At 63.0% G+C, this 23,910-nt stretch carries 18 protein-coding genes and 1 CRISPR repeat array; of the genes, 12 read left to right on the top strand and 6 right to left on the bottom strand.

What is annotated here, in order from left to right; all coding sequences use genetic code 11:
- Nucleotides 1–268: 268 nt before the first annotated feature.
- Together V7116_RS13115 and V7116_RS13110 are read right to left on the bottom strand one after the other, a co-directional pair.
- Nucleotides 269–1,528 carry a hypothetical protein gene (locus tag V7116_RS13115; RefSeq protein WP_324392387.1) on the bottom strand — a complete coding sequence of 420 codons (1,260 nt, stop codon included), beginning with the start codon at nucleotides 1,526–1,528 and terminating at the stop codon, nucleotides 269–271.
- A gap of 34 nt (nucleotides 1,529–1,562) precedes the next feature.
- A complete protein-coding gene (locus tag V7116_RS13110) occupies nucleotides 1,563–2,828 on the bottom strand; it encodes a hypothetical protein (protein WP_324392386.1) in 1,266 nt (421 codons plus the stop codon).
- Nucleotides 2,829–2,996: 168 nt separating this feature from the next.
- Between V7116_RS13110 and V7116_RS13105 the strand changes: the two genes are divergently transcribed.
- From V7116_RS13105 to V7116_RS13065, 9 genes are all read left to right on the top strand, one after another.
- The gene (locus V7116_RS13105; protein WP_324392385.1) at nucleotides 2,997–4,241 is read left to right on the top strand and encodes a glycosyltransferase; all 1,245 of its coding nucleotides are present in this window, start codon (nucleotides 2,997–2,999) and stop codon (nucleotides 4,239–4,241) included.
- A 298-nt stretch (nucleotides 4,242–4,539) separates the two neighbouring features.
- The gene (locus V7116_RS13100) at nucleotides 4,540–6,087 is read left to right on the top strand and encodes a flippase (protein ID WP_324392384.1); all 1,548 of its coding nucleotides are present in this window, start codon (nucleotides 4,540–4,542) and stop codon (nucleotides 6,085–6,087) included.
- Nucleotides 6,088–6,090: 3 nt separating this feature from the next.
- Nucleotides 6,091–8,109 (top strand): asparagine synthase (glutamine-hydrolyzing), encoded by a 2,019-nt coding sequence (gene asnB, locus V7116_RS13095; RefSeq protein WP_324392383.1) that lies wholly within the window; start codon nucleotides 6,091–6,093, stop codon nucleotides 8,107–8,109.
- Nucleotides 8,106–9,248: a CgeB family protein gene (locus V7116_RS13090; protein ID WP_324392382.1), complete on the top strand. Its 1,143-nt coding sequence runs from the start codon at nucleotides 8,106–8,108 to the stop codon at nucleotides 9,246–9,248. The genes asnB and V7116_RS13090 overlap by 4 nt, the downstream gene beginning before the upstream one ends.
- 7 nt (nucleotides 9,249–9,255) lie before the next feature.
- Nucleotides 9,256–10,023 carry a class I SAM-dependent methyltransferase gene (locus V7116_RS13085; RefSeq protein WP_324392381.1) on the top strand — a complete coding sequence of 256 codons (768 nt, stop codon included), beginning with the start codon at nucleotides 9,256–9,258 and terminating at the stop codon, nucleotides 10,021–10,023.
- Between the two features lie 10 nt (nucleotides 10,024–10,033).
- Nucleotides 10,034–11,284 carry an ArnT family glycosyltransferase gene (locus V7116_RS13080; protein WP_324392380.1) on the top strand — a complete coding sequence of 417 codons (1,251 nt, stop codon included), beginning with the start codon at nucleotides 10,034–10,036 and terminating at the stop codon, nucleotides 11,282–11,284.
- Between the two features lie 251 nt (nucleotides 11,285–11,535).
- Nucleotides 11,536–12,384: a glycosyltransferase family 2 protein gene (locus V7116_RS13075; RefSeq protein ID WP_324392379.1), complete on the top strand. Its 849-nt coding sequence runs from the start codon at nucleotides 11,536–11,538 to the stop codon at nucleotides 12,382–12,384.
- The gene (locus V7116_RS13070; protein WP_324392378.1) at nucleotides 12,381–13,544 is read left to right on the top strand and encodes a glycosyltransferase family 4 protein; all 1,164 of its coding nucleotides are present in this window, start codon (nucleotides 12,381–12,383) and stop codon (nucleotides 13,542–13,544) included. Before V7116_RS13075 ends, V7116_RS13070 begins: the two co-directional genes overlap by 4 nt.
- 172 nt (nucleotides 13,545–13,716) lie before the next feature.
- Nucleotides 13,717–14,916, top strand: coding sequence for a glycosyltransferase (locus V7116_RS13065; RefSeq protein ID WP_324392377.1), 1,200 nt, complete (start codon nucleotides 13,717–13,719; stop codon nucleotides 14,914–14,916).
- Between the two features lie 112 nt (nucleotides 14,917–15,028).
- Here V7116_RS13065 and V7116_RS13060 read toward each other — a convergent pair whose 3' ends face one another.
- Nucleotides 15,029–16,222 carry a hypothetical protein gene (locus V7116_RS13060; protein ID WP_324392376.1) on the bottom strand — a complete coding sequence of 398 codons (1,194 nt, stop codon included), beginning with the start codon at nucleotides 16,220–16,222 and terminating at the stop codon, nucleotides 15,029–15,031.
- Nucleotides 16,223–16,432: 210 nt separating this feature from the next.
- Here V7116_RS13060 and pdxR point away from each other — a divergent pair, with 210 nt between their 5' ends.
- The 3 genes from pdxR to pdxS are packed head-to-tail and all read left to right on the top strand — an operon-like array spanning nucleotide 16,433 to nucleotide 20,593.
- On the top strand, nucleotides 16,433–17,920 hold the full coding sequence (pdxR, locus tag V7116_RS13055) for a MocR-like pyridoxine biosynthesis transcription factor PdxR (protein ID WP_324392375.1): 1,488 nt from the start codon (nucleotides 16,433–16,435) through the stop codon (nucleotides 17,918–17,920).
- Between the two features lie 26 nt (nucleotides 17,921–17,946).
- On the top strand, nucleotides 17,947–19,638 hold the full coding sequence (locus V7116_RS13050; RefSeq protein WP_324392374.1) for an alpha/beta hydrolase: 1,692 nt from the start codon (nucleotides 17,947–17,949) through the stop codon (nucleotides 19,636–19,638).
- A gap of 52 nt (nucleotides 19,639–19,690) precedes the next feature.
- Nucleotides 19,691–20,593: a pyridoxal 5'-phosphate synthase lyase subunit PdxS gene (pdxS, locus tag V7116_RS13045; RefSeq protein ID WP_324392373.1), complete on the top strand. Its 903-nt coding sequence runs from the start codon at nucleotides 19,691–19,693 to the stop codon at nucleotides 20,591–20,593.
- Nucleotides 20,594–20,770: 177 nt separating this feature from the next.
- On the opposite strand, the gene V7116_RS13040 is transcribed toward pdxS, so the two are convergent.
- Genes V7116_RS13040 through V7116_RS13030 form a run of 3 tightly spaced genes read right to left on the bottom strand, consistent with a single transcriptional unit; the run spans nucleotide 20,771 to nucleotide 22,945 of the window.
- Nucleotides 20,771–22,363, bottom strand: a complete 1,593-nt coding sequence (locus V7116_RS13040; protein WP_324392372.1) for a recombinase zinc beta ribbon domain-containing protein — start codon at nucleotides 22,361–22,363, stop codon at nucleotides 20,771–20,773.
- Entirely contained in the window at nucleotides 22,363–22,695 is a 333-nt protein-coding gene (locus tag V7116_RS13035) for a hypothetical protein (protein ID WP_324392371.1), read from the bottom strand. Before V7116_RS13035 ends, V7116_RS13040 begins: the two co-directional genes overlap by 1 nt.
- Before the next feature lie 10 nt (nucleotides 22,696–22,705).
- The gene (locus V7116_RS13030; protein ID WP_324392370.1) at nucleotides 22,706–22,945 is read right to left on the bottom strand and encodes a hypothetical protein; all 240 of its coding nucleotides are present in this window, start codon (nucleotides 22,943–22,945) and stop codon (nucleotides 22,706–22,708) included.
- A 368-nt stretch (nucleotides 22,946–23,313) separates the two neighbouring features.
- Nucleotides 23,314–23,853: direct repeats of the CRISPR family, unit length 37 nt; unit sequence CTTTCAGTGTCCTCTATCCGGACCGACTGAGTGAAAC.
- Nucleotides 23,854–23,910: the final 57 nt, after the last annotated feature.

Genomic DNA, 23,910 nt, shown 5'->3' with positions numbered 1-23,910 from the left:
CCTTATACTACCAATACACGGTTGTTCGGGGAACAAAGGCCGGTTCGCCGGCCCCTGTTACAGTCGTTTGACGTTTGATCGGATCTGATCGGAAAGGTGCGGCAGGGTATCCGTCACCCTACCAATGGTTTCAACCTTCTAACCTGCTACAGCGTGAAGTTTACACCGAAACCAACTGCCGGGCTATCAGATTTCTATTGGAAGTTCGCAGGCATAGATGAGAATTGGTTAAGAACCGCTGTAATGCCACGTGCCGGAGCCGGAATGCTCAGGCCGGGGGAAGCCGCTGCTGGTAGAGCGCCTGTTCCGCCTGCCGGATGAGCTGGTTGAGCAGGTCGAACACCTCGCTGAATCCGGCATCCGCCAGCCGGATACGCCCGTCGCGCGCTTCTTCGAGCAGTTCCAGGCTGTTCCAGGGATTTTCCTGCGGCGCACGGACCTCCGCCGCCAGCGCGGTCCCCAGCAGCACCAGCGGCACGTAGATGTGTTCCAGGCCCAGCGGCAGATGCCCGGCCAGCCCCGCGATCAGCTTCTCCACGTAGTCGCTTTGTTCCGCCGGATTGCCGAAGTTGACCCGGATACGTTCCGCCACCAGCCGGAAGCCGATCAACACTGCGTCGTGCACGATGTTGGGGTACAGTCCCTGCACGAGTTGGTCGGGGGTGCGGGTGGCGTCGGGCGTGTGCACCAGCAGCCAGCACAGGCGTTGGAACCACCGCATGCGCGCCAGCGTGGGGTTCGGCTCGCTGGTGTAGCCGATCATGGTGTAGGTCAGCGCCCGCGCGATCGCCATCGCTTCACCGATGTGCAGTGGTATGCCCGCCGTGCTGTAGGCCTGCCGCGTGTGGCTGAGCAGGATCGGGAACAACTGCGCGGCGGTCAGCCCGCGCGCATAGGTCAGCGCCTCGCCCGCGATCTCCTTGGTGCGCGCCAGCTCCTGCTTGAGATCGCGCACGGTCCACAGCGGCTCGTAACGCGGCTCCGGGTCCTGCTCGTAGGCGCTGACGACTGCCGGCAGCACGCCGAACGGCACGGCCAGATGTCCCCGCGCGTCGGTGCGTGCGCTGAAGCCCACCTCGCGCAGTACTTCCGCGCGGAAGGGGGAGATCGCCAGCAGGCTGGGTTTTTCGCCGCCGTAGAGCGGGCGCAGCGGTTGGTAGTGCTCGGGCGGGATCACGTCGATGCCGATGCCGATGTGATAGCCGTCGCTGGCGTCGCTGGGCGGCTGGGGCGTGACCGGCAGGTGCAGCAGGCCCACTTCGGCGGGCGGCAGCAGCACCGTCAGCCGGGGGCGGGGCGTCGTCAGGCTGAGATGCGCCCCGTAGATGTCCTGCTCTGGCAGGTGCACGGCGATGTGCACGGTCAGCGGCTGGTCGATCAGGTTTTGCAGCAGCAGCAGCCCTTCGACCGGGCGGCCCAGCGTCGTCACGGCGGGGAAGACGCCCAGCGCGGCCTGTACGATCCCGGCCACAGTCGCGCGCTCGTCGGTCAGCGCGGCAAAGATGTCGGGCAAAGCCGGAGCGTTCATGCGGAGGTGGCTCCCTTACGGTTGGTGATCTGATTTATGCCGTTTCGAGCGCGCGTTCGATCAGCCGGTCGGCCAGATCCAGAACGAACGCATTGTCTTCGGTTTGCTCCTGCCGCCGCCGTTCCAGCGCGCGCGCCAGCAAATTGACCGTCTCGCGGATTTGTTCGTTCGGCAGGGTGACCCGCGCGTTGGCGATCAGCCCGCCCAGGATCAGCGGCAGATAGGCGCGCGCCAGATCCAGCGGCTCGCCGTCCACGAGCGCCTGGGACAAATTTTCCGTGTACGTTTCCATCTCCGCCGGAGTGCCGAACGTCTCGCCCGTGACGGTCTTGACCATGGCGAAGGCGTGGCGCGCGGCGTCGTGGGCCAGATCGGGATACACCAACTGCGTGATCAGCCCTTCCGGCTTCGAGGCCAGATCCGGCTCTTGCAGCAGCAGGTGACACATGCGGCTGTACCAGCGCGGCATCCCGCTTTGCGTTTCGCCGGGGATGGTGGCGGAGGGGCCAAGCTCCAGGATCAGCGTGAGGATCTTGGCGATGAAGATCGCTTCCGGCGGGTGTAGTGGGCAGCCGCCCGCCTGGAACCGGGTTTGCGTGGCCTTGAACAGCGGCATGAACAGTTTTTCGCGCGTGAGCCACGGCGTCACCTGCTCGACCTCGCGCCCGACCCGCGCGGCGATCGTCGCGTCGTCCAGATAGTCCTGCATGGTCCACAGGCTGACCCAGCCCGGCTTCAGCTCGTGCAGGGTGCTGACGGTCGGCGGCACGATCTCGACGTTGGTTTCGATATAGTTCTTTTTGCCGCATGTCTCGGCGGAAAACGCCAGCGCGCGCATGTGCTCCATCTGCTGCTGCACGGCGGGCGACAGTTCGCGCACGTCGAATCTGCCGCCGCCCAGCGGCGCGCGCACGCGCTGCGCTTTGCCCATACGCTTGGCGGTCAGCTTCAGCCCGACGTCGTACCCGGAGGCCGGGGCGGTCTTGGCCGAGGTCGAAACGGGCAGGGTCATGTAGCCGACTTCCGCCGGACGCAGGCCGATGCGCACGCGCTCGCTCTTGGTCAAAAAGCTGCGGCGCTGGTTGGAGGCGTCTCGATCGGGCAAGACCGGCTCGATCACCACGTCTACGTCCACGTCGGAGGCGTTCTGAACCAGAAAGACGATCTCAAAAAAACTGCCCGCTGCCACCGCCGCAGGACGCGCGGCCAGCGCACACTGCACCACGTCCACGTTCAGACGCGGCCCGCCGGTGATCGCGCCGAGCAGATCTGGATAATTTAGCACTGCCTGATCGCTCACCCTACCTCCAACCCCTACTCAAAAACTGTTTTTAAGCTGGTCTCGTTTCCGCCTCCATTATAAAGAAGTGCGCCGCCGGATGAAAGCGCCGGATATCCTCCGAAATCGAGCCGCATTCCTCCGCTTATAATACGGGGATAGCGAAGCCCGCGATCCTGCGTAATACTGATGTACGACGATCCGCGTGAACCCAGTGAGCTGACGACACCACCGATGAACCTGCTGCACGTTATACCCTACTTCGCACCTGCCTGGGCCTACGGTGGCGTCGTGCGCGCCACGACCGAACTGACCCGCGCCCTGACGGACGCCGGACACCGCGTGGTGGTGGTCACCACCGACACGCTCAGTCCCTCCGAGCGCATCGACACCGAGGAAGAGATCATCGACGGCGTGCGCGTGGTCCGCCTGCGCAACTGGAGCAACCTGCTGCGCGGCAAGCTGAACCTGTCCTCGCCGCGCATGTTCACCGCCACCATCCGCGACCTGATGGCCGAGCACCAGATCGAGGTGGTGCATTCCCACGAGATGCGCACTACGGAAAATTTACGTCTGGCCGCGCTGACGAAAGAACTGGGCGTGCCGCTGGTGCTGTCGCCGCACGGCACACTGCCGTACGAAACCGGGCGGCAGACGGTCAAACAGTTGTGGGATCGGGCCTTCGGGACGCGGCTGCTGCCGCACTTTGCGCAGGTGATCGCGCTGACCGGGGCGGAAGCGGACGAAGCGCGCGCGGTGTGGTCGGCGTGCGGCGTGCCTCTGCCCGACGAGCGGATCAGCATCGTGCCCAACGGCATCCACCTGGACGACTTCGCCGCGCTGCCGCCTGCGGACCCGTTCCGCGCGCAGTGGGGTCTGGGCGAGGGGCCGGTGGTGCTGTTCCTGGGGCGGCTGCAAGAGCGCAAGGGCGTGCAGTTTCTGATCCCCGCCTTCGCGCAGGCCGTCGAGACCGCGCCGGACGCCAAACTGCTGATCGTCGGGCCGGACGAGGGCATGCTCGCCACCGCGCAGGCGCAGGTCGAAGAATATGGATTGGGCGATCGCGTGGTGTTCACCGGCCTGCTGACCGGGCAGGACCGGCTGGCGGCGCTGGCGGCGGCGGACGTCTTCGCCATGCCCGCCGTGGGCGAGGGGTTTTCGATGGCGGTGCTCGAAGCGATGGCGTGCGGGCTGCCCGCGCTGCTTACCCCCGGCTGCAACTTCCCCGAAGCGGCGGCGGAAGGGGCGGGGATCGTCGCCCCGCGCGAGGTTCCGGCGCTGGCGGACGCGCTGACCACGCTTTTGACCGACTCCGATCAGCGCGCTAGTATGGGTCGCTGCGCGCAGGCGCTGATCCGCGAGCGCTATACGTGGGCGCAGGTCGCCGCGCAGATGGACGCGGTGTATCGCCGGGTCGCCGCGCGGAAACGGTAAGCGATGGACCTCACCCCCGGTTCCTTCCCCCACGCAGGCGAGGGGAAGGGGAAGCCACCCCACGCAACCCTGTTGCGCGGGGACCCGGGAGAAAAGACGGGCGGAGCAAGCCCCGCCCCTACAATACCGTTCGCGGATGATACGCGAGAATGAGGTACGTAGGGGCAATTCATGAATTGCCCTTACCCGATCGCGCGAGATTTTGCCCGTCTCCCCTCCTTAACTCGATCGGAGAAGGGGCGAGGCTGTGGGTTTGCGTGTGCTGAGACCTGAATGCTGATGGCTGACCACTTTTTCAATGGACGCTGAGACCGCTCTTGAATCCCCCGGCGACCTGTCTGTGCCGACTGCCGAGGCCGCCACGGAAAGCACCACGCGCCGCGCCGCGCGCAACGCGACCGCGATGGCCCTCTCGCAAATTTCCGCCAAGGGACTGCTGTTCATCTGGCAGCTTATGCTGGCGCGCTGGCTGGGGGACGAGGGCTACGGCGTGTACGGCACCATCGGCGCGCTGCTGGCCGTAGGCGCGGTTTTGCCGGACTTCGGCATGGGCATGATCGTCGTGCGCGACGTGGCGAACCATCCCAAAGACGCCAGCCGCTACCTGAGCGCGTCGCTGACCATGCAGCCGGTGCTGGCGGTGGTCGGCTACGGCGTGCTGATGATCGCGGCGATCCTTTTCGGCTACGATTCAGAACTGCGCGCGCTGCTGGCCCTGGCCGGGGTCAGCCTGCTGGTCGATACGCTGGGCAACATCTGCCACAACCAACTGCTCGCCGCGGAGCGTATGGTCATCCCGGCGGTCATCTCGACGGCGCACGTGGGCATTCTGGTGGCGCTGGCCGCGATTGCGCTCAGCCTTGGGGGTGGGCTGTGGGGGCTGTATGTCGCCACCATCACCGCCGGGGTGGCGCGTACGAGCGCCTACTGGATCGCCCTGACGCGCGTCGGCACGCGGCCCCATTTCCCGCTGGATCGGGGCGTCGCGCGCAGCATGCTGATCAACGGCGCGCCGCTGGCGATGGCCGCGTTTCTTGCGCAGGCATATAACCACGCCGACAAGCTGATCACGACGGCAGTGCTCGGCGCGGAAGGCACCGGCCAGCTCACCGCCGGGTTCGTGATCGTGTTCGGGGTGGTCGAGATCCTCAGCACGACGGTGCTGGTCGCCGTGTTCCCGTTGATGTCGCGCACGTACAGCAGCGGCCAGCGCGCCATGTTCGAGTTCATGCTCGAAAAGCTGGCGTTTTTCAACCTGACGCTGAGCCTGCCGCTGGCGATTTACACGTCGCTGCTGGCCGTGCCGCTGTCGGGCTGGCTGTTCGGCCCGGAGTTCACGCGCACGGCGGACGTGCTGAAGATTTTGATCTGGTACACCGTCGTGAACATGGTCGGCAACGTGTTCGCCCAGGCGCTGCTGACCCAGAACCGCCAGCGCCGCCTGCTCGTGATCCGCGCGTCGGGGTTGGCATTGAACATCGCGCTGCTGGCGGTGCTGCTGCCACGGGTGGGCGTGCAGGGTGCGGCCATCGCCACGTTGATCGCGGAAACGACCATTCTGACCGGCATCCTCACGTCGTTCGATTTCCCCGCCGACTGGTGGGGGCGGGCGCGCAGCCATCTGTGGCGGCTCGGCCTCGCGGCGGCGGGCCTGATGATCATCGTGCTGCTGCTGCGGCGGGTGCATCCGCTGCTGGCCGGGATCATCGGGCTGCCCACGTATGCGGCGCTGGCGCTGGTGAGCGGCGCAGTCGCCCGCGACGACTGGGATCTGATCTACCGCATGGCGATCGCGATGCCCGGCGGTCACCTCATTGCGCGGTACTGGAAACGGGAGTTGGGCTAAGCTATGTGCGGCATTGTGGGCATTCTCGATCAAACCCGAACGGGCCGCGCGGATCCCGCGCTGGTGCGCGCCATGACGCAGACCATCGTGCATCGCGGGCCGGACGGCGACGGCTTCTTCCACTGGCCGGAGTCCGATCCGACCGTCGCGCTGGGGATGCGCCGCCTGAGCATCATCGACCTGGATACCGGCGACCAGCCGATTTTCAACGAAGACGGCTCGATTGCGATCGTGTTCAACGGCGAGATTTACAACTACCTTGAGCTGCGCGCCGACCTCGAAGCGCGCGGCCACGTCTTCCGCACCCAGACCGACACCGAGACGATCGTGCACCTGTATGAAGAGCACGGCCTGGACTTGTTCGGCCACCTGCGCGGCATGTACGGCTTCGCGCTGTGGGACCGGGACGCCGAGCGGCTGGTGCTGGCCGTCGATCACATCGGGATCAAGCCGCTGTATCTGGCCGAGCGCGACGGGCGGCTGCTGTTCGCGTCGGAAGTCAAGGCCCTGTTCGCCGATCCGAGCCTGCCGCGCCGCCTCAACCTGGACGTGTTGGATACCTACCTGACGTTCGGCTACATGATCGGCGCGGAGACGATGTACGCGGGCATACGGCGGCTGCCGCCGGGCCACGCGCTAATCGCGGAACACGGCGCGACGCGTTTGATCCGGCACTGGACGACGGACTACCCGCCGGAGGACGAGCGCCCCACCGACGAGGCGGCTATCATCGAGGAGGCGCGCACGCGTCTGGCCGAGTCGGTCCGGCTGCATCTGCGCAGCGACGTGCCGCTGGGCCTGTTTTTGAGCGGCGGCATCGACTCCGCGGCCCTGCTGGCGCTCATGGCGCAGATGGAACCGGGGCGCATCAAGACGTTTTCGGTGGGCTACGACGTGGGGCGCGGCGCCGCCAATCCTGACGACGAAACGCTGCACGCGCGGCGCATCGCGGCGCACTTCGGCACGGATCACCACGAGCGCATCATTACCGCCGACGACTGGTGGCGCTTCCTGCTGGCGTATGCGTATTACCACGACGAGCCGAACGCCAACCCGTCGATCGTGTCGCTGCAAGCGCTGGCCGAAGTCACCGCGCAGCACGTCAAAGTTGTGCTCAACGGCACCGGCGGCGACGAGTTATTCTGCGGCTACCCCTCCCACCGCCGTTTTCCGTGGGTGATCCGCAATTCCGCGCGCCTGGACCGGGTCGTGCCCAACGGTCTGCGCACCCGGCTGATCGGCGCGCCGTGGCGCTCGCTGGAGGCGCTGTATCCCACGCTGCGCCGGGTGCGGATCATCGGCGCGCTGCCCGCTTACCTGCCCACGTGGCACGCGCTGTTTTTGCCGTTGAGTGACGGTTTGCGGCGGCTGGCGTCGTTCGAAGGGCTGGTGTTTTCGGAGCCGATGCGCCAGCGGTTGTATGGCCCCGATTTGCGCGCGGCGTGGGCGGCGGCACAGCACAAAGAGCGCACGTATGCCGACATCCTGGCGCGCGCCTGGGCGGACGACCCCGGCGACACGGCTCAAGCGCTGGCGCTGCATACGTGGCTGCCGGGCAACGGCCTGCTGGCGGTGGACAAGGTGACGATGGCCCATTCGCTCGAAGCGCGCGTGCCGTTCTTCGACCCGCAGTTGATGGACTTCGCCATGCGCGTGCCGTCCGCGATCCGGCTGCGGAGCAACAAGTACGTGCTGCGCGAAGCGATGCGCGATGACCTGCCGGACTTCGCGCGGCAGCGGCCCAAACAGCCGTTTGGCACGCCGATCCTGCGCTGGTTCGATACCGACCTGAGCGAACGGATCCAGTCCGTGCTGCTGGACGAGCACAGTTTGAGCCGCGGGTTGTTCGAGCAGGGCGCGTTGGAGCGCCTGCTGCGGCAGCATTTCGGCGGGCAGACCGAGCAGGTCGAGGTGGTGTTCCGGCTGCTGCTGCTGGAACTGTGGCAGAGGGCCACGCTCGATGCGCCGCCGCACATCCCGGAGCCGTCGAGCGAGGCCGTTCGCATTGTGGAGCCGCTATGAGAATTTTGTTTGTCGCCTCGCTGCACCATCCCGACGTGCTCGAAGAGGCCAAGCGCAACGCCCCGCCCGGCGAAGATCCGATCTTTCCGCCGTCGCAGGGGCAGTATTTTTGGGTGAAGGCCCTGCGCAAGCTCGGCCATACGTGCGGCGTCTTCTGGCGATCCGAGAGCGCGATGCCGTGGGCCAAACAGCGCCAGCTTCACATGACGCAGCGCCTCACGCCGGGGCGGGCGGTCAGCGCGGTGATGGCGCGCGTGCCGACGCTCAACCCCGACTACCGCCTGCGCAACCGGCATTTGCTGGACGAGGCCGCCGCCTTTCAGCCGGACGTGATCGTGCTGCCCGGCGACAACTCCGTGATCCTGCCCGACACGCTGGCCGAACTGAAACGGCAGCATAACGCGACGCTGGTTTACGGCTGCGGCACGTCGCCCATCGTGTTTTCGCGCCCCGTGGAGCGCGCCGCCGCCCCGCTGATCGACCTCGTGATCGCCAACGACTACTACCACGCAATCCAGTGGCGCGAGCTGGGGGCGAAGCGGGTCGTCGCGCTGCCGATGTCGGCCATCGACCCGGCGTTTCACCATCCCTACGAGCTGACCGACCAGGAGCAGGCCGAGTACGGCTGCGACGTGAGCTTCGTGGGCACGCTCGTGCCGGACAACCTTTACGGCGAGCGGATCGCCGCGCTCGAAGCGCTGGCCGACTTCAACCTGGGCATCTGGAGCGTGCACGAGGTTCCCTCCTCGCTGAAGCGCTTCTATCGCGGCCCGGCGCTGGGCGAGCAAATGCTGCGCGTGACGTGCGGCGGTAAAATCGCGCTCAATCCACACGGCGACTTCATGCGCTACGGCGGCAACATGCGTCTGTTCGAGGCGTGTGGCGTGGGGGCGTTCCAGATCGTGGACGACCGCCCCGGCGTGCACGAGTGGTTCCGCGTGGACGAGCACCTCGTTACGTACCGCGATCCGGCGCACCTGCGCAAGCTGGTCGCGTATTACCTGGACCACGAAAGCGAGCGCGCGCAGATCGCGGCGGCGGGACGGCGGCACGTCCGCGAGCAGCACACGTACGACCAGCGCATGACGCGGCTGGTCGAGCTGATCAACGAGATTCGAGCATCAGGCAGCAAACGGTAGGGTATCCATGAGCGATCTATACGACAGCACCCGCGAGTCGTGGGAAGATATCTGGCAGGATGCCAGCGTCGAGTTCGAGCTGCAAGCCATCGAGCAGCCGCGCGCCTATGAAACGCTCGGCGTGTACACCGGCTATCTTGACAAGGAAGGCATCATTCTGGAGGCGGGCAGCGGCCTGGGTGCGGTGCTGTTCAAGCTGCGCGCGCTGGGCTTTAACGTGATCGGGCTGGACTATGCCGAAAATGCGCTGCATACCGTGCACGACTACGATCCGACCATGCGCATGCAGGTCGGGGACGTGCACGCGCTGCCCTACCGCGACAACTCGCTGCACGGCTACCTGTCGTTCGGCGTGCTGGAACATTTCCAGCAGGGCGTGCTGCCCGCGCTGCTAGAAGCCAACCGCGTGCTGGCTCCCGGCGGCACGCTGGTGCTGACCATCCCCTATCCCAACGTGGTGTATAAGCTGGTCCAGCTCAAGCGGCGGCTGTTGAAGCGCGGCGCGCTCACCGACGAGGAATTTTTCGAGAGCACCTATACCCAGCACCAGCTCGTTGCGGCGCTGCAAGAGGCGGGTTTCGAGATCGCGCTGGTCCGCCCGACGAGTCACAGCTACACCCTGCGCGGCCTGGGCTGGCCGTTCAAGGCGAAAGGCTACTACCGCACGACGTGGTTGGCCGACCGTCTCGGCGCGGTGCTGCGCGTGGTCGCGCCGTGGCCGTTCAACTTCACGACGATGCTCATCGCGCGCAAGGTGCGCCACGCCGGACACTGATGCCCAAACTATGGAGACACGTACCGCCCGCGCGCTGTTCTTGATCTTTCTCGCCGCTCTGGCCGTGCGCCTGGCTTACATCGGCGCGCGCTATACGGACGATCTCAGCGCCTTCCAGACCGGCGACTATACGCTGTACTGGATCGGCGCGGATCACATGCTGTCCGAGGGCGATCTCAGCAACAGCCTGTTCCTGGCGCGTCCGCCGCTGTTCCCCGCGCTGATCGCCGCGCTCGATCTGGATAATCTCGCGGTGCTGCTGTGCAATGCCGTGTTGGGCGCGCTGCTCGCGCCGCTCAGCGCGATCCTGGCGCGCCAACTGGCGCTCGGCCCGCGCGCGGCGCTGGCGGTCGGGCTGATTGCCGCGCTCGATCCGGCCAGCGTCGTGTATTCCGCGTTCCTGGGGCCGGAGTCGCTGGCGAACCTGACGTTTTTGGGCATGACGGTCGCGCTGCTGCACGCCGTCCTGACCTGCCGGGGCAGGCGGGCGCTGCTGTGGGGCGGCGCTGCCGGGCTACTGCTGGTCCTCTCCACGCTGACCCGTCCCGCGCCGTACCTCATCTGGATTCCGGTGGCGATCTGGCTGGCGCTCTTTTACCGCGCACAGTGGCGCACGGTCGCCGTGTATGTGTTGGTCGGCGTGATCGGGATCGGCGCGTGGATCGGGCACAACGCGCGCGTCTTCAACAACCCCACCGTGTCGAGCATCAGCGCATACAACCTGCTCTACTACCGCGCCGCGTCGGTCGAGCACTGGGGCACGGATCACGACATGGACACCGTGTACGCCGATCTCGCGCGCCGCGTCGAACAGCGGCTCGGGCACGATACGTCCGGGGTCAGCAGCATGACGCGCCATTCGCAGTATACGGGGCCTCGCGCGCTGACGGACGCCATGACCGCCACCGCCTTCGAGACGTTCCGGCAGTATCCCGCCGCCTATGTCGCCACGATCCCGATCGGGGTGGCGCGCATGTACGGCTTCACGACGACCCTGCCGCGTTGGACGCGGGTGCTCGAAGTGCCGTGGAATCTCGTCCTGATGCTGGGCGCGCTGGCGGGCGTGCTCGTTGCCGTGCGCCGCCGCGCATGGCTGCTGGCGATCGGCGTGGCGCTGCCCGTGCTGTATTTCACGGCGGGCACGCTGTTCGTGCAGACGTCCGGCATGGATACGCGCATGCGCACCATGCTCACGCCGTTTTTGGCGATCGGGTTGGTGGCGGCGGCGGGGTGGGTCGCGGCGCGAAAAAGCAGTTTTTAGTCGTTAGTTATTGGTTGTTAGTTAAGGCAAAAGCCAAAGCCGGGCGGAGCAAGCCCCGCCCCTACGGATCCTGGTTAGGGCGAGGCATTCTAGCTTTGCCCTGATCCCCATTCCCTAACCCCCGCAACCCGCCGGTTCCCCTGCATCCCCCTGCCGTACTGCTTCGCGCCGCCTCGATTTGCGCTATACTGTGCGCAACCTCGGTAAGCGGACTGTGTCGCACAGGTTTTTCACCCGGTAACGAACCGCTCATGCAGCTTTCAACCGTCATTTGCAACTACAACACGCGCGACAAGCTCGCCCGGCTGCTCGACTCGCTGCTGGCGATCCCCGGCGACCTGGAGCACGAGATCATCGTCGTGGATAACGCCTCGCCGGACGACAGCGCGGCGATGGTCCGCGAGCGCTTCCCGTCCGTGACGCTGATCGCCTCGCCTGAAAACCGCTGGTTCAGCGGCGGCAACAACCTCGGCTTGCGCGCGGCGCGCGGCGACTTCGCGCTGATTCTGAATCCCGATACCGTTATCCCGCCCGACGCGCTGCAAACCCTGCTGGCGTACCTGGACACTCATCCGCAGGTGGGCGCGGTGACGTGCCGCATGGTTTTCGCGGACGGTCGCGTGCAGATGAACGGATCGCGGCTGGCGGATTACACCGACTTCCTGCTGAGCTATACGTTTCTGGGCGCGCTGCTCCCGCGTTGGCGCGATCGCCGCCGCGCGCAGATGTGGTACGCCGGGTGGGATCGCGGCAGCACGCAGCCGGTGGAGGTCGCGCCCGGCTCGTTCATCCTGGCGCGGCGCGCGCTGCTGGACCGGATCGACTATTTCGACGAGCGGCTGAAGCTGTTTTTCACCGACGACGATCTGTGCCGCAAGCTGCTGGCGACCGGCGCGGCGATCCATTACGTCGCGGACGTGACGATTTTGCACGACGAGCACGCCAGCTTGGAGCAGGTCCCGCGCCTGACGCGCCGGGTCTATTTCGAGGATCTGCTGGCCTATTCGCGCAAGTATCACGGGGCGCTGGCGGCGGGGCTGCTGGCGATCCTGCTGGTCCCCACGCGGCTGGTCATGCGGATCAAGGAGCGGCGGGTATGAACGAGCCGCGCCGCGTGTTGTTCATCACGGCGTATACCGGCTTTGGCGGCGGGGAGCGCATCCAGTTGGAATTGATGCGCGCGCTCGATCCGGCGCGGTACGTGCCGCATCTCGCCGTGCCGCACGAGGGCCAGTTCGCCCGCGCCGCACGCGAGGCCGGGATCGCGGTGCACCTGCTGCCTTTCCGCGCCGCGATGACGCCGTTTGTGCCAGGGCTGTGGGGGCGTTTCCCGGTGGTGAACCGGCTGGCGGCGCTGCTGCGCGACGCCCGGCTGGATGCGGTGGTCAGCGACTACCACGCGCTGCCGTATGCCCTCGCCGCCGGGCGCAAAGTGGGCATCCCGGTGACGTGGCTGCTGCAAGGCTGGTGGTTCCCGGTGTTCCCGTGGCAGCGGCGGTTTTTTCGCCGCGACGTGTCGCACATCGTCGCCGTGTCGCAGGTGGTGCGGGACCGGTGGCGCGCGCGGGCGGGACTGCCCGCCGACCGCATCCCGGTGGTGATCCCCGGCATCGATACGACCTATTTTCACCCCGGCGTGGACGGGACCCCGATCCGCGAACAGCTCGGCATCGGCCCGGACGTGCCGCTCGTGGCGCTGCTGGCGCGCTTCCAGCGCGTGAAGGGCCACGACATTTTTCAGGACATGGCGCGGCTGGTCGTGGAGCAGATTCCCGAGGCGCGGTTCGCCGTGGCGGGCGATAACGTTTTTGCCGTGGGCAAGGACGAGCAGTACAAGCAGTCGATCATGGAACGCTGGCGCACCGACCCCGTGCTGCACGAGCGGCTGACGTATCTGGGCCACGTGGACGATCCGCGCCCGGTGATCGCGGCGGCGGACGTGGTGGTGTGCCCGTCGCGCTTCGAGTCGATGGGCATGGCGCTGATCGAGACGATGGCGATGGCGCGCCCCGTCGTCAGTATGAATCGCGGCGGCCCGGCGGAAACGATCGCGGACGGCGAAACCGGGTGCCTCGTGCCGCCGGAAGATCCCGCCGCGCTGGCCTCGCACGTGATCGACCTGCTGCGCGACCCGGCCCAGCGTGCGCGTATGGGCGAGGCGGGGCGGGCGCGCGTGCTGGCGCAGTTCAGCGCGGAACGTTACGCCGCGCGCATGTCCGATCTGCTCGATGCAGCGTTCGAGCGAGGCAGGCTGCGCTGATGCGCGCTTTTCGGATTCATCCATATACCGTAGGGGCAATTCGTGAATTGCCCCTACGAGATCCCGTTCGCTATCCCTTCCCCCTTTCTCTCCTCTTGAATTTTGCCGGAGGCGGGCCGGGGGATAAGGTTTCTTTTTACCCGCTCCACCGCGCTCGTGCGGAGGCACTTCGATGGACGTTTTGCTGATCTCGCGCTGCCCGCCGTTTCCCCTGCACCTGGGCGACCGGCTCATTCCCTACCACATCGCGCGCGAGCTGTCGGCGCGGCATCACCGGATCGATCTGCTGGCGTTTTACCAGGAGCCGGAGGATCTGGCCGACGTGCCGCGCTACCGCCACCTGTTCAACTCCGTGACGCTCCTGCGCGAGCCGCACCGCTCGCTGCTGTCCTACCAGCGCCGCAGCGATCCGAAAGCGCGCTTTCCGCGCCGGGCCGAACAAAGCTGGTCGCCGGAGATGTGGAACGCGATCCGGCAGGCACTGCGCACGCATCCGTACGACATGGTGCACCTGTTTGGCGGGGTTCACGTGTACGAATACCGCGAGCTGGCGCGCCAACTGCCCAACGTGATCGTGCCGTACGAGTCGTACAGCCTGTGGCTCGACCGCGCGATCCGGCAGGAACGGCGGCTGATTCCGCGCATGGTGCTGAACATGCGCCGGATTATGGCGCGGCGCTTCGAAAGCTGGATGTTTAACGGATACGACCGCGTGGTGGTGCTGACCGACGACGACGCCCAGGCGTTGAAGTCGCTCAACCCGCAAACGCCGACCGCCGTGATCCCCAACGGCGTCGATCTCGACTACTTTTCGCCCACCGGCTACGAGCCGAAGGATCCCGCGCTGCTGTTCACCGGCAATTACGACTACGCGCCGAACGTGGACGCGGCCCTGCGGCTGGTGCGCGATATCTTCCCGCGCGTCAAGCGGACCGTGCCGCGCGCGCGGGTGTACATCGTGGGAGGCAACCCGCCGCCCGTGCTGCAAGCGTACGCGTCCGAGGACGTCGAGATCACCGGGCGCGTGCCCGATATGCGCCCCTATTTCGAGTTCTCGCTGATCTTCGTCAGTCCGCTGCGGATGGGCGCGGGCATCAAAAACAAGGTGCTCGAAGCGATGGCGATGGGCAAGCCGGTCGTGGCGACGCCGCTGAGCTGCGACGGCATCCCGGTCGTGCAGCGGCGTCACGTGATGCTCGGCCTCAGCGATGACGATCTGGCGAACGCGACGATCGAACTGATCCAGGCGTCGGCGCTGCGCCGCCAGATCGCGGCCAACGGGCGTGCGCTGATCGAGCAGCGGTTCACGTGGCGGCGCATCGCGGAGCAGTACGAGGCGCTCTACGCGCAGATCATCTCGGAGCGAAGGTGAGAATGAGACGTTTTTATGCCATAACTTACTTGAACTTTAACAGAAACTCTCTGGTGGGGTGGCTAAAGCGTTTGGGCCTACTAAGAGATAAGTTTTTTACTTCATGAACTTATTAGATAAGAAGATTTTTAACATACTTGATCGATGATGGAGTAGATATTATGCCCTTGTTCAAGGCATCTATAGCAGACTGCCGATAGTTCTTTACCCAGGCTCTCAGAAATTCTTCTATATGAGATTGATACTCCTCTAGGGCCATCAAAATATGCTTAAATTGCGATTCGGTGATCATATCACGTTTGATAAACTCCATTCCAAGATCGACTAATACCGCTGCCTTTCTTTCGCTAGTATTTAGAAGCTCGATTATCTCGTCAAGAACGGGAGAATTTGCACGATCAAATTCAAGGAAATAAAGAGCAAGGTTTCCGAGTTCTCTTGCATTAGAAAAGCTACGGATCAAATATCGAAAAACCTCACTGTTTTCACCCTTGTTCTTTAAAATGTGCCGGCCTAGAGCGCGTTTTTCGCTATGATTCAGTGTTTTGTCTATCGTTTCTCGCATTAAAGGAATGTCTGTATACCCAGCATCATATAAGGCTTTTCCTACGGATTTGAAGCTATTAGAGGCTTCTAGTGTATGTGTGACCTCGGTAGCGTGTGGAATGTCGCCCATCTCAATAAATTTGTTGATAGTTTTTAATTTGACATTCTTGAGAAACGGTAGGATCGCAGCAAAGGTATCAAAATCGCCTTTGTTGATAAGAGATTGAACAATTTCCCATTGATCATCGGGATCACTAGGTAAGCTGGTGGGATCTTCTTTTAAGCCCTCAAGAATATTTTCTCCCGCACTGTTTAGAACTTTCTCAAGAGCGTCTTCGAGCAAGCGTTCAAGCTCAGCCATTCCGTTCAGAGTAAATTTATATAGAATTATCCGCAAGTGGCCAACATCAAAGGGGATATCCTCTCTATTTTGGGTTATCATGATAACAGGTTTATCTAAGGTGTGTGCTATGCCTAATTCATAGAAAACATTAGGATTTCTGTTAGTACAATCAGCTATAATTAACTTGGTGTTTGTAATCGCGGACCAAACATCGGCCATAATAGCATGTCGTGAAAAGAAATCGTCGCCTCGTTTGATCGAATAACCTAAACGATCCGCGATAGATTTAAGGTGATTTTCATATATAGGAGTGAAGCTCTGATCAAAAGGCATGATAACAAAAATATCGCATTGATATTGGGGATCTTGCAGAGGAGGACCAAACACAGCATTTTGGTTTATATTAAAGATACTCATTTAATTAACCTCATTATATAAATTAAATTATAATAAGATATATCATTATACATAGCAAATAAAATCAGAGCAATTATTACTGGCTTATTTTGAGAGTAGTTATTAAATCGAATTGTGGAAAAACCAACAATTCCACAAAATTTGCATTGCATTATCTGTTGGTCCCACTTGGCCCTATACATGGTATCATGGTCCTGTTAGGATGGGACCATGATCAACACGACTCTGACCGCTATCCCGCTTGATAAAGACTCCGTCGAGCCGATCTACCAGCAGCTTGCGCGGCATTTCCGCCTGCAAATCGAAAGTGGCCGTCTGATGCCCGGCGATCGCCTGCCGCCCACGCGCGATCTGGCGCATGCGCTGGGCGTGGCGCGCATCAGCGTGGTGAACGCCTACACGCAGCTGCAAACCGAGGGCTTGATCGCGGCGCACGCGGGGCGCGGCACGTTCGTCACGGGGAACCGGGGCGCGCCGGGTCGGATCGTCCCGCCCTGGCCGCTGCCGGGATCGGTCAACATCAGCATGCGCGAAATGACGCGGCTCGCCCGCCAGCCGGGGGTGATCGCGTTCAGCGAGGGCACGCCGCCGGAAGAATTTCTGCCGGTCGAGGCGCTGCGGCAGGCGCTGAATACCGTGCTCGATCAAGACGGCGCGGCTGCCGTCACCTATGAGGACACCGAAGGATACCAACCGCTGCGGCAGTTGGTGTCGGAATACGTGACCTCGATGGGCATCCAGTGCCACAGCGACGACGTGCTGATTACGGGCGGAGCGCAGCAGGCGCTCGATCTCGTCGTGCAGACCGTGCTGGGCGAGGGCGACGTGCTGCTGACTAGCAACCCGACCTACCTGGGCATCCTCGACATCGCGCACGTGCGGCGCGTGATCCCGATCGGCGTGCCGATGGATCACCAGGGTTTGCGGCCCGACGCGCTCGAAGCGGCGATCCAGGAGCACCGCCCCGGCCTGATCTACGTCACGCCCACCTATCACAACCCGACCGGGGCCGTGATGCCGCTGCACCGCCGCCGCCAACTGCTGGCGCTGGCCGCGCAGTACAACATCCCCGTGCTGGAAGACGCGGTTTACCAGGAATTGAACTATCACGGCGCGCCGCCCCCGCCGCTGAAAGTACTCGACGAGCACGGGCTGGTGCTTTACGCCAGCGGCTACTCGAAGATTCTGCTGCCCGGTACGCGTACCGGCTACCTGATCGTGAGCGGCGGGCTGCGCGACCGGATCGTGCGGGTCAAGCAGGCGGCGGACGTCTGCGCGCCGGGGCTGAATCAGCGCGCGATGTACACCTACCTCGCCAGCGGTGCGCTGGCGGGCCACCTCAACCGCGTGCGGGCCGAGCTGCGTCTGCGCTGTGACACGGCGATCGCGGCGGCGAAACGCTACCTGCCGCCCGGATCGAGCTGGGAAGCGCCCTCCGGCGGGTTATACTTGTGGGTCCGGCTGCCCGATGACGGCCCGACTGCCGCGGAGCTGTACGTTACGGCGATCCAGCACGGCGTCGCGTATGCCATCGGCACGCTGTTTTACACGGACGGAGACGGTCACCGCTATATTCGGCTGAACTTCTCCACCTATCCGCCCGCGAAAATCGAAGAGGGCTTCCGGCGATTGGGTGCGGCATGGCAGTCGTGGCAGGCAACATATCGTCCGGCGCTGCGCCGGATGCCCGTGTTGTGAGCGGGGCCGCTCAAGGAGTGAATTTGATGTTTCGTATATCCCGGTTGGTCGTGTGTCTGCTCGTCGCGCTGGTGGTTTTCCCACCGGCGGCGCTGGCACAGGGCACGCCGCCTGCCAGTGACGATCAGCAAGCGGTGGCGCAAGCGGTGATCGACAACATGATCGCGGGCGATTTCGAAGCCGCTGCCGCGAACTTTAACGACTCCATGCTGGGCGCGCTGCCGCCCGACACCCTCAGCCAGATGTGGGACACGCTGTTGATGCAGGTTGGCGCGTTCCAGTCCGTGGACGACGAGGTCACGTCGCAGGCGCAGGACGACCTGACGACCTACTTCTTCATCCTGCGCTTCGAGCAGCTGGCGCTTCAGGCGTCGGTCACCGTCGATGCGGAGGGGCAGGTCGCCGGGCTGTACTTTAAGCCTGCGCCGGAAGCGCCTGCCGCTGACGATCCGAGTGCGGCAATTGCGCGGGCCGTGATCGACAACATGATCGCGGGCGACTTCGAGGCCGCTGCTGCCAATTTCACCGACACGGTGCTGGCCGCAGTTACTCCCGCGGATCTGGAGCAGGCGTGGAACCAGTTTGTGCAGCAGGTCGGTCCGTTCCAATCCGTGGATGACAACGTAGGCTCTCAGACACAGGGAACTCTGACGAGCTACGCCTTCATCCTGCACTTCGAGCAGGCGACACTGGCGGCCCAGGTGACTGTGAACGAAGACGGCCAGATCGCGGGGCTGTTCTTCACTTCCCCCGACACGTCGCTGGACAACACACCCTATGAGCCGCCCGCCTATGCGGACGAAAGCGCGTTTATCGAGCAGGATGTCGCGGTCAACGCGGGCACCGAGTGGGAACTGCCCGGCACGCTGACGCTGCCCGTGGGCGACGGCCCGTTCCCGGTCGTGGTGCTGGTGCACGGCTCCGGCCCCAACGATCGTGACGAGACGGTTGGCCCCAACAAGCCGTTCAAGGATCTGGCGTGGGGGCTGGCGTCGCAGGGCATCGCCGTGCTGCGGTACGACAAGCGCACCAACGTGTACGGCGTGCAGGTCGCCGCGCAGGCCGATTTCACCGTGGCGGAAGAAACGATCGATGACGCCGTGGCCGCCGTCGAGCTGCTGCGTGACACCGAGGGCATCGATCCGGCGCGAATCTACGTGCTCGGCCACAGCCAGGGCGGCTATCTCGCGCCGCGCATCGCGCTGCAGGCCGAGGATCTGGGCGGGGTGATCATCATGGCGGGCAATACCCGCCCCCTGACGGATCTGATCGTGGAGCAGACCAAATATCTGCTGACCATCGACGACGGCACGTTCTCCGACGCGGATCAGGCGTATCTGGACGACACGACAGCGACGGTTGAGGCGACCAAAAACGCCCAGCCCGGCGACGATCCGGTGATGCTGCTGTTCAATGCGCCCGCGTCGTACTGGATCGACCTGAACGGTTACGATCCGGTGGCGACCGCGCAGGAGGTCACCGCGCCGATCCTGGTTTTGCAGGGCGAGCGCGACTATCAGGTGACGCTGGACGACTTCGCGGGCTGGCAGTTGGCGCTGGAAGGCCGCGACGACGCGACGTTCAAGACCTACGCCGATCTCAATCACCTGTTCCTCAGCGGCGAGGGCGATCCCAACCCGACGGAATACCAGACGCCGGGGCACATTCCCCAAACAGTTATCGACGACATCGCCGGTTGGATTACGGCACACTCTTAGGTCAGGGTTTAGGGCGCGGGTTTCAGGTCCGGCGTCCATAGGAGGCAGACAAATGGCAGAAAATACGAATGGCAATGGCGCGCAAAAAGGCACCGAAACGCTGAAGCGCGGTCTGGCACAGATGCTCAAGGGCGGCGTGATCATGGACGTCGTGACGCCGGAGCACGCGCGCATCGCGGAAGAAGCGGGCGCGTGCGCGGTGATGGCGCTGGAACGCGTCCCGGCGGACATCCGCGCGACGGGCGGCGTGGCGCGCATGAGCGATCCCGGCCTGATCCAGTCGATCATGGAAGCCGTGACCATCCCCGTCATGGCGAAGTGCCGCATCGGCCACTTTGTCGAGGCGCAGGTTCTGGAAGCGATCGGCATCGACTACATCGACGAGAGCGAAGTGCTCACGCCTGCCGACGAGCAGTTCCACATCGACAAGCACCAGTTCAACGTGCCGTTCGTGTGCGGCTGCCGCAACCTGGGCGAGGCGCTGCGGCGTATCGGTGAGGGCGCGGCGATGATCCGCACCAAGGGCGAAGCCGGGACCGGCGACGTGGTGGAGGCCGTGCGGCACGCGCGCTCGGTGCTCGGTGAAATCCGCCGCCTGTCCGCGATGCGTCCCGACGAGTGGATGACCTTCGCCAAAGAGATCGGCGCGCCGTACGAACTGGTCAAGGAAACGGCGGAGCTGGGCCGTCTGCCGGTGGTGAACTTCGCGGCGGGTGGCGTCGCCACGCCCGCGGACGCCGCGCTGATGATGCAGCTCGGCGTGGACGGCGTGTTCGTCGGCTCCGGCATCTTCAAGAGCGGCGATCCGGCCCGGCGCGCGAAGGCGATCGTCGAGGCAGTGACGCACTTCAACGATCCCAAGATCATCGCGGAAGTCAGCCGCGACCTGGGCGAGCCGATGGTCGGCATCAGTGTAGGACCAGACCAGGTGATTTTAGGAAAGCGTGGTTGGTAAGGTTACGCTAGTGATGTGGGCACATTCTTCAGGCGAGGGATGTGCCCCCTCTATTTCCCCTGCAATTCTAAACATGCTGTGCCTAGTGTGCAACTAGAAGGCACGTTGCTAAACCACTCTGTTGGTCGGCGAACATCTCCAGCCATCTTTTAACCTCCCTTCCTGCTTGATTTCGCGCTAATTATGCCGGCGCTGCGCTCGCTGTGAGACGGCGACGCCGATAACTTCGCGGTGGAGAATCACCAGACGGTGATTACCCATGAGCCGGTGCAGCATTTGATTGATGGCGCGGCTGCCCTGCTGCCAAAACTTCTCAAGCGTCAGATCCGCCAACTCTTCGAGTGTCGCTTGTTGAGCGGTAGTCGTTTGCTGCTGATTGAGCGATTCTCCCTGCATGCGGCTCAGCGCATCTTTCATATGCTTCAATTGGAGCCCGATTTTATCCAGTTCCTCGTCATAGAGCTGTTGGATGTCCTCGGGGGCCGTGAGCTGACGCCGAATCAGCGAACGGGCTTGTTCCTGAAGTTCTTCGATGTCTGTTCCCAGCGCCGTGATGCGCTCATGCAAACATGACGTTTCGGGTTCGACGTCCCGAAAAATATCCGTCGTGTTTTCCTGAAGCATCTGCCGCAAGAACGCATCTAGCTGTGCGATGATATGGCGTTCGTTCAGCACACCCCGGTTGCTGCAATTCGGGCCGCGTGTTTTGCTACACGCGGACGGGCAGCGCAATGCCCGGTAGTCACCCGCGCGCCGGGTCACCATGAAGGTGCCACACTCGCCGCAGACTGCGAGGCCGCTTAGGGCATAGGTGTAGCTCGGTGTAGCTCTGCCACACATCACTTCACTGCGCCGCTCGAGTTCAAAACGAATGCGATCGGCAAGCTCGCCGTCCCATACGGGGGGATGTGTGTTGCGGAACATCAGCACGCCCTGCGGTATGGGGGCGCTTTCGTCATAGATCCACGGACCGTACTTATAGCCGTTTTTGCTCTCGGCGCTATTATGATGACGAGCGATATGACCCCAAAACAGCGGCTTCATGATCAGGCGGTACATGAAATTCGGATAGTAGGGTTCACCATTTTCGTTCACGTAGCCGTAGCGCTTGAATAACTCACTCTCGATGCTGTCCCATGCTACACCTTCAAGCACCAGAGTAGCGAGATCGTCCCACAAGCGGCGTTTGCTCTCATCTACTTCAAGCCGCAGCGACTTACCGGTTCTCGGATCGCGCTGAACGATGTGCGAGATGGGGACGCGACTGCTGACTGGCAATCCTCGTTCGGCGCGCTTATCCATTGCCTTGTCCCGCGCATCCACCAATCGATCAATCTCGCCCGCGGATTTGTAGCCGTTCATCGCAATCCACATGCGATGGTTCTGCTTGTCTATCCACCCGTCTATCAGTGAAAAGATACGCGCGCCGATGTTGATCGTCTGCTCAGTGATGTAGGCGTGGAGTGCCTGGGTCCGTGCAAAGCGGTTGCCGTCCAGCACAACCAGCACATCAAAGTCACGCGCTTCCCAGTGATTGGCCAGCCGTTGGAACGCATCGATTCCTTTGTTGGCTGCTGCGGTTGCCAGTTCATGAAAGTCGATGTAGCGGCGGCTGTGTCCTGGTACACGCATAACATCTACAATGCGCCATCCGTTTTCCTGGGCCAACTTGCGCGCATCAGATTCCTGTTGGGGCAGACTGAACTTATCCGGTTCGGTCTGAGCACGTGAGGATACGGCTGCCCAGATTAGGCAACGAAGTTGCACCATCAGGCATTCTCCACGGTTTTGCGATTTGCTGCCCGATATTGCCACTCAAATCCGATGGGGCCGTGACGCGGAACGCGCCGCGCTTCGATCAAGCCCGCTGCGGTGAGGCGATCGAGCAGCACCACATCCCACCTATTCAGGGCAGACTTTCCGGCCAGCCTGGCGAGCATAGAGCGGTTCGTCCAGGTTTTTGCCTCACGGAGTAGGGCCAGGATCTGCTCTCCCTGCTTGGTGAGGTGGATGGATTCATCCAGCGATGACGTCCTACGAGCACGATTGACCACAAGCATACGTTCCTCCATTTCTGGTTGGCTGCTCACCTTGAGCAGCATTCGTCTATGGTCATTCTGGCTCACGAGGACCCGGTTTGTAAACCAGCTTTGCCAGATCTCTCAACCCACGTAGGTCGCCGCCAAAAACAGCCTCGAGTTGTTCGTGAGTTAGCATCGTCCCCGCCGGCGGCAGTAAAACGAAACTGTCGCGCAGACTGGGATGCAGGCGCTGCATGATGATCTGTGGCGATTGCGGATGTGCCACATTGGTGGCGGCACACGTTTTGAGTTGTTTTTTCGGACGGCTCACAGTGATACTCCTGTGCATATGTTCATGCACTCAATGTAGCAGGTCCGCTCCGGCGACCCTGCGCGATACTACAGGGTGGGGCCTGTAAACGTGACGGAGGCGATCGGTAAAATTACACACTACCTGCGCGGCTCTGTCACCGATGTTTACGACCGCTCACCTGATCTGGAGTTTTCACTGAGGCTGGTCATGATGAGTGGACCTCACCATCACCGGAATCATGGGGAGGCATGGCGAACTACGAGGACTAGACCAAACAGCGGCCCTTAAACATTTACGAAATATCGGATAAGAATAGTGCATCACCTTCAATCCGGACCGACTGAGTAAAACTCCGCAGAGCTGAACATGTACGTGCGCGCCAACTTCTTTCAGTGTCCTCTATCCGGACCGACTCAGTGAAACCGGGACGCGGTGGCGTTCCTGATACTGTGGAAACACTTTCAGTGTCCTCTATCCGGACCGACTGAGTGAAACATGCAACGCAAGTCGCCGGACTTGTACCCACATTGCTTTCAGTGTCCTTTATCCGGACCGACTGAGTGAAACCTGGAACGAGAGTTCGGCGCGATTGGCGTTTTTAGCTTTCAGTGTTCTCTATCCGGACCGACTGAGTGAAACCGCCCCGCCGTATCCTTAACCAACCAGCGAACCACTTTCAGTGTCCTCTATCCGGACCGACTGAGTGAAACGTGATCGTTTTGCCGTAGCGCTGTTTCATCCGCTCCTTTCAGTGTCCTCTATCCGGACCGACTGAGTGAAACCCCGCCGATCATCTCGGATGCCACGCCGGCAAAGGCTTTCAGTGTCCTCTATCCGGACCGACTGAGTGAAACGGCACGCCGTCACGGACGGGGTAACTGTTGACGCCCTTTCAGTGTCCTCTATCCGGACCGACTGAGTGAAACTGTAAGAGCGTGTTTGTTAAATAGGACGAGCAAGACGACGGAGCATCAAATGAATCA

Source organism: Aggregatilinea sp. (assembly GCF_036822615.1).
GTDB lineage: Bacteria > Chloroflexota > Anaerolineae > Aggregatilineales > Aggregatilineaceae > Aggregatilinea.
This window is presented reverse-complemented; position numbering and strand designations above follow the sequence as displayed.

Excerpts from the sequence above, each read along its gene's own strand:
- pdxS (WP_324392373.1), top strand. The coding sequence starts at position 19,691 with ATGGCAGAAAATACGAATGGCAATGGCGCGCAAAAAGGCACCGAAACG.
- V7116_RS13075 (WP_324392379.1), top strand. The coding sequence starts at position 11,536 with ATGCAGCTTTCAACCGTCATTTGCAACTACAACACGCGCGACAAGCTC.
- V7116_RS13070 (WP_324392378.1), top strand. The coding sequence starts at position 12,381 with ATGAACGAGCCGCGCCGCGTGTTGTTCATCACGGCGTATACCGGCTTT.
- V7116_RS13080 (WP_324392380.1), top strand. The coding sequence starts at position 10,034 with ATGGAGACACGTACCGCCCGCGCGCTGTTCTTGATCTTTCTCGCCGCT.
- pdxR (WP_324392375.1), top strand. The coding sequence starts at position 16,433 with ATGATCAACACGACTCTGACCGCTATCCCGCTTGATAAAGACTCCGTC.
- V7116_RS13060 (WP_324392376.1), bottom strand. The coding sequence starts at position 16,222 with ATGAGTATCTTTAATATAAACCAAAATGCTGTGTTTGGTCCTCCTCTG.
- V7116_RS13100 (WP_324392384.1), top strand. The coding sequence starts at position 4,540 with ATGGACGCTGAGACCGCTCTTGAATCCCCCGGCGACCTGTCTGTGCCG.
- asnB (WP_324392383.1), top strand. The coding sequence starts at position 6,091 with ATGTGCGGCATTGTGGGCATTCTCGATCAAACCCGAACGGGCCGCGCG.
- V7116_RS13040 (WP_324392372.1), bottom strand. The coding sequence starts at position 22,363 with ATGGTGCAACTTCGTTGCCTAATCTGGGCAGCCGTATCCTCACGTGCT.
- V7116_RS13085 (WP_324392381.1), top strand. The coding sequence starts at position 9,256 with ATGAGCGATCTATACGACAGCACCCGCGAGTCGTGGGAAGATATCTGG.
- V7116_RS13035 (WP_324392371.1), bottom strand. The coding sequence starts at position 22,695 with ATGCTGCTCAAGGTGAGCAGCCAACCAGAAATGGAGGAACGTATGCTT.
- V7116_RS13115 (WP_324392387.1), bottom strand. The coding sequence starts at position 1,528 with ATGAACGCTCCGGCTTTGCCCGACATCTTTGCCGCGCTGACCGACGAG.
- V7116_RS13105 (WP_324392385.1), top strand. The coding sequence starts at position 2,997 with ATGTACGACGATCCGCGTGAACCCAGTGAGCTGACGACACCACCGATG.
- V7116_RS13050 (WP_324392374.1), top strand. The coding sequence starts at position 17,947 with ATGTTTCGTATATCCCGGTTGGTCGTGTGTCTGCTCGTCGCGCTGGTG.
- V7116_RS13090 (WP_324392382.1), top strand. The coding sequence starts at position 8,106 with ATGAGAATTTTGTTTGTCGCCTCGCTGCACCATCCCGACGTGCTCGAA.
- V7116_RS13065 (WP_324392377.1), top strand. The coding sequence starts at position 13,717 with ATGGACGTTTTGCTGATCTCGCGCTGCCCGCCGTTTCCCCTGCACCTG.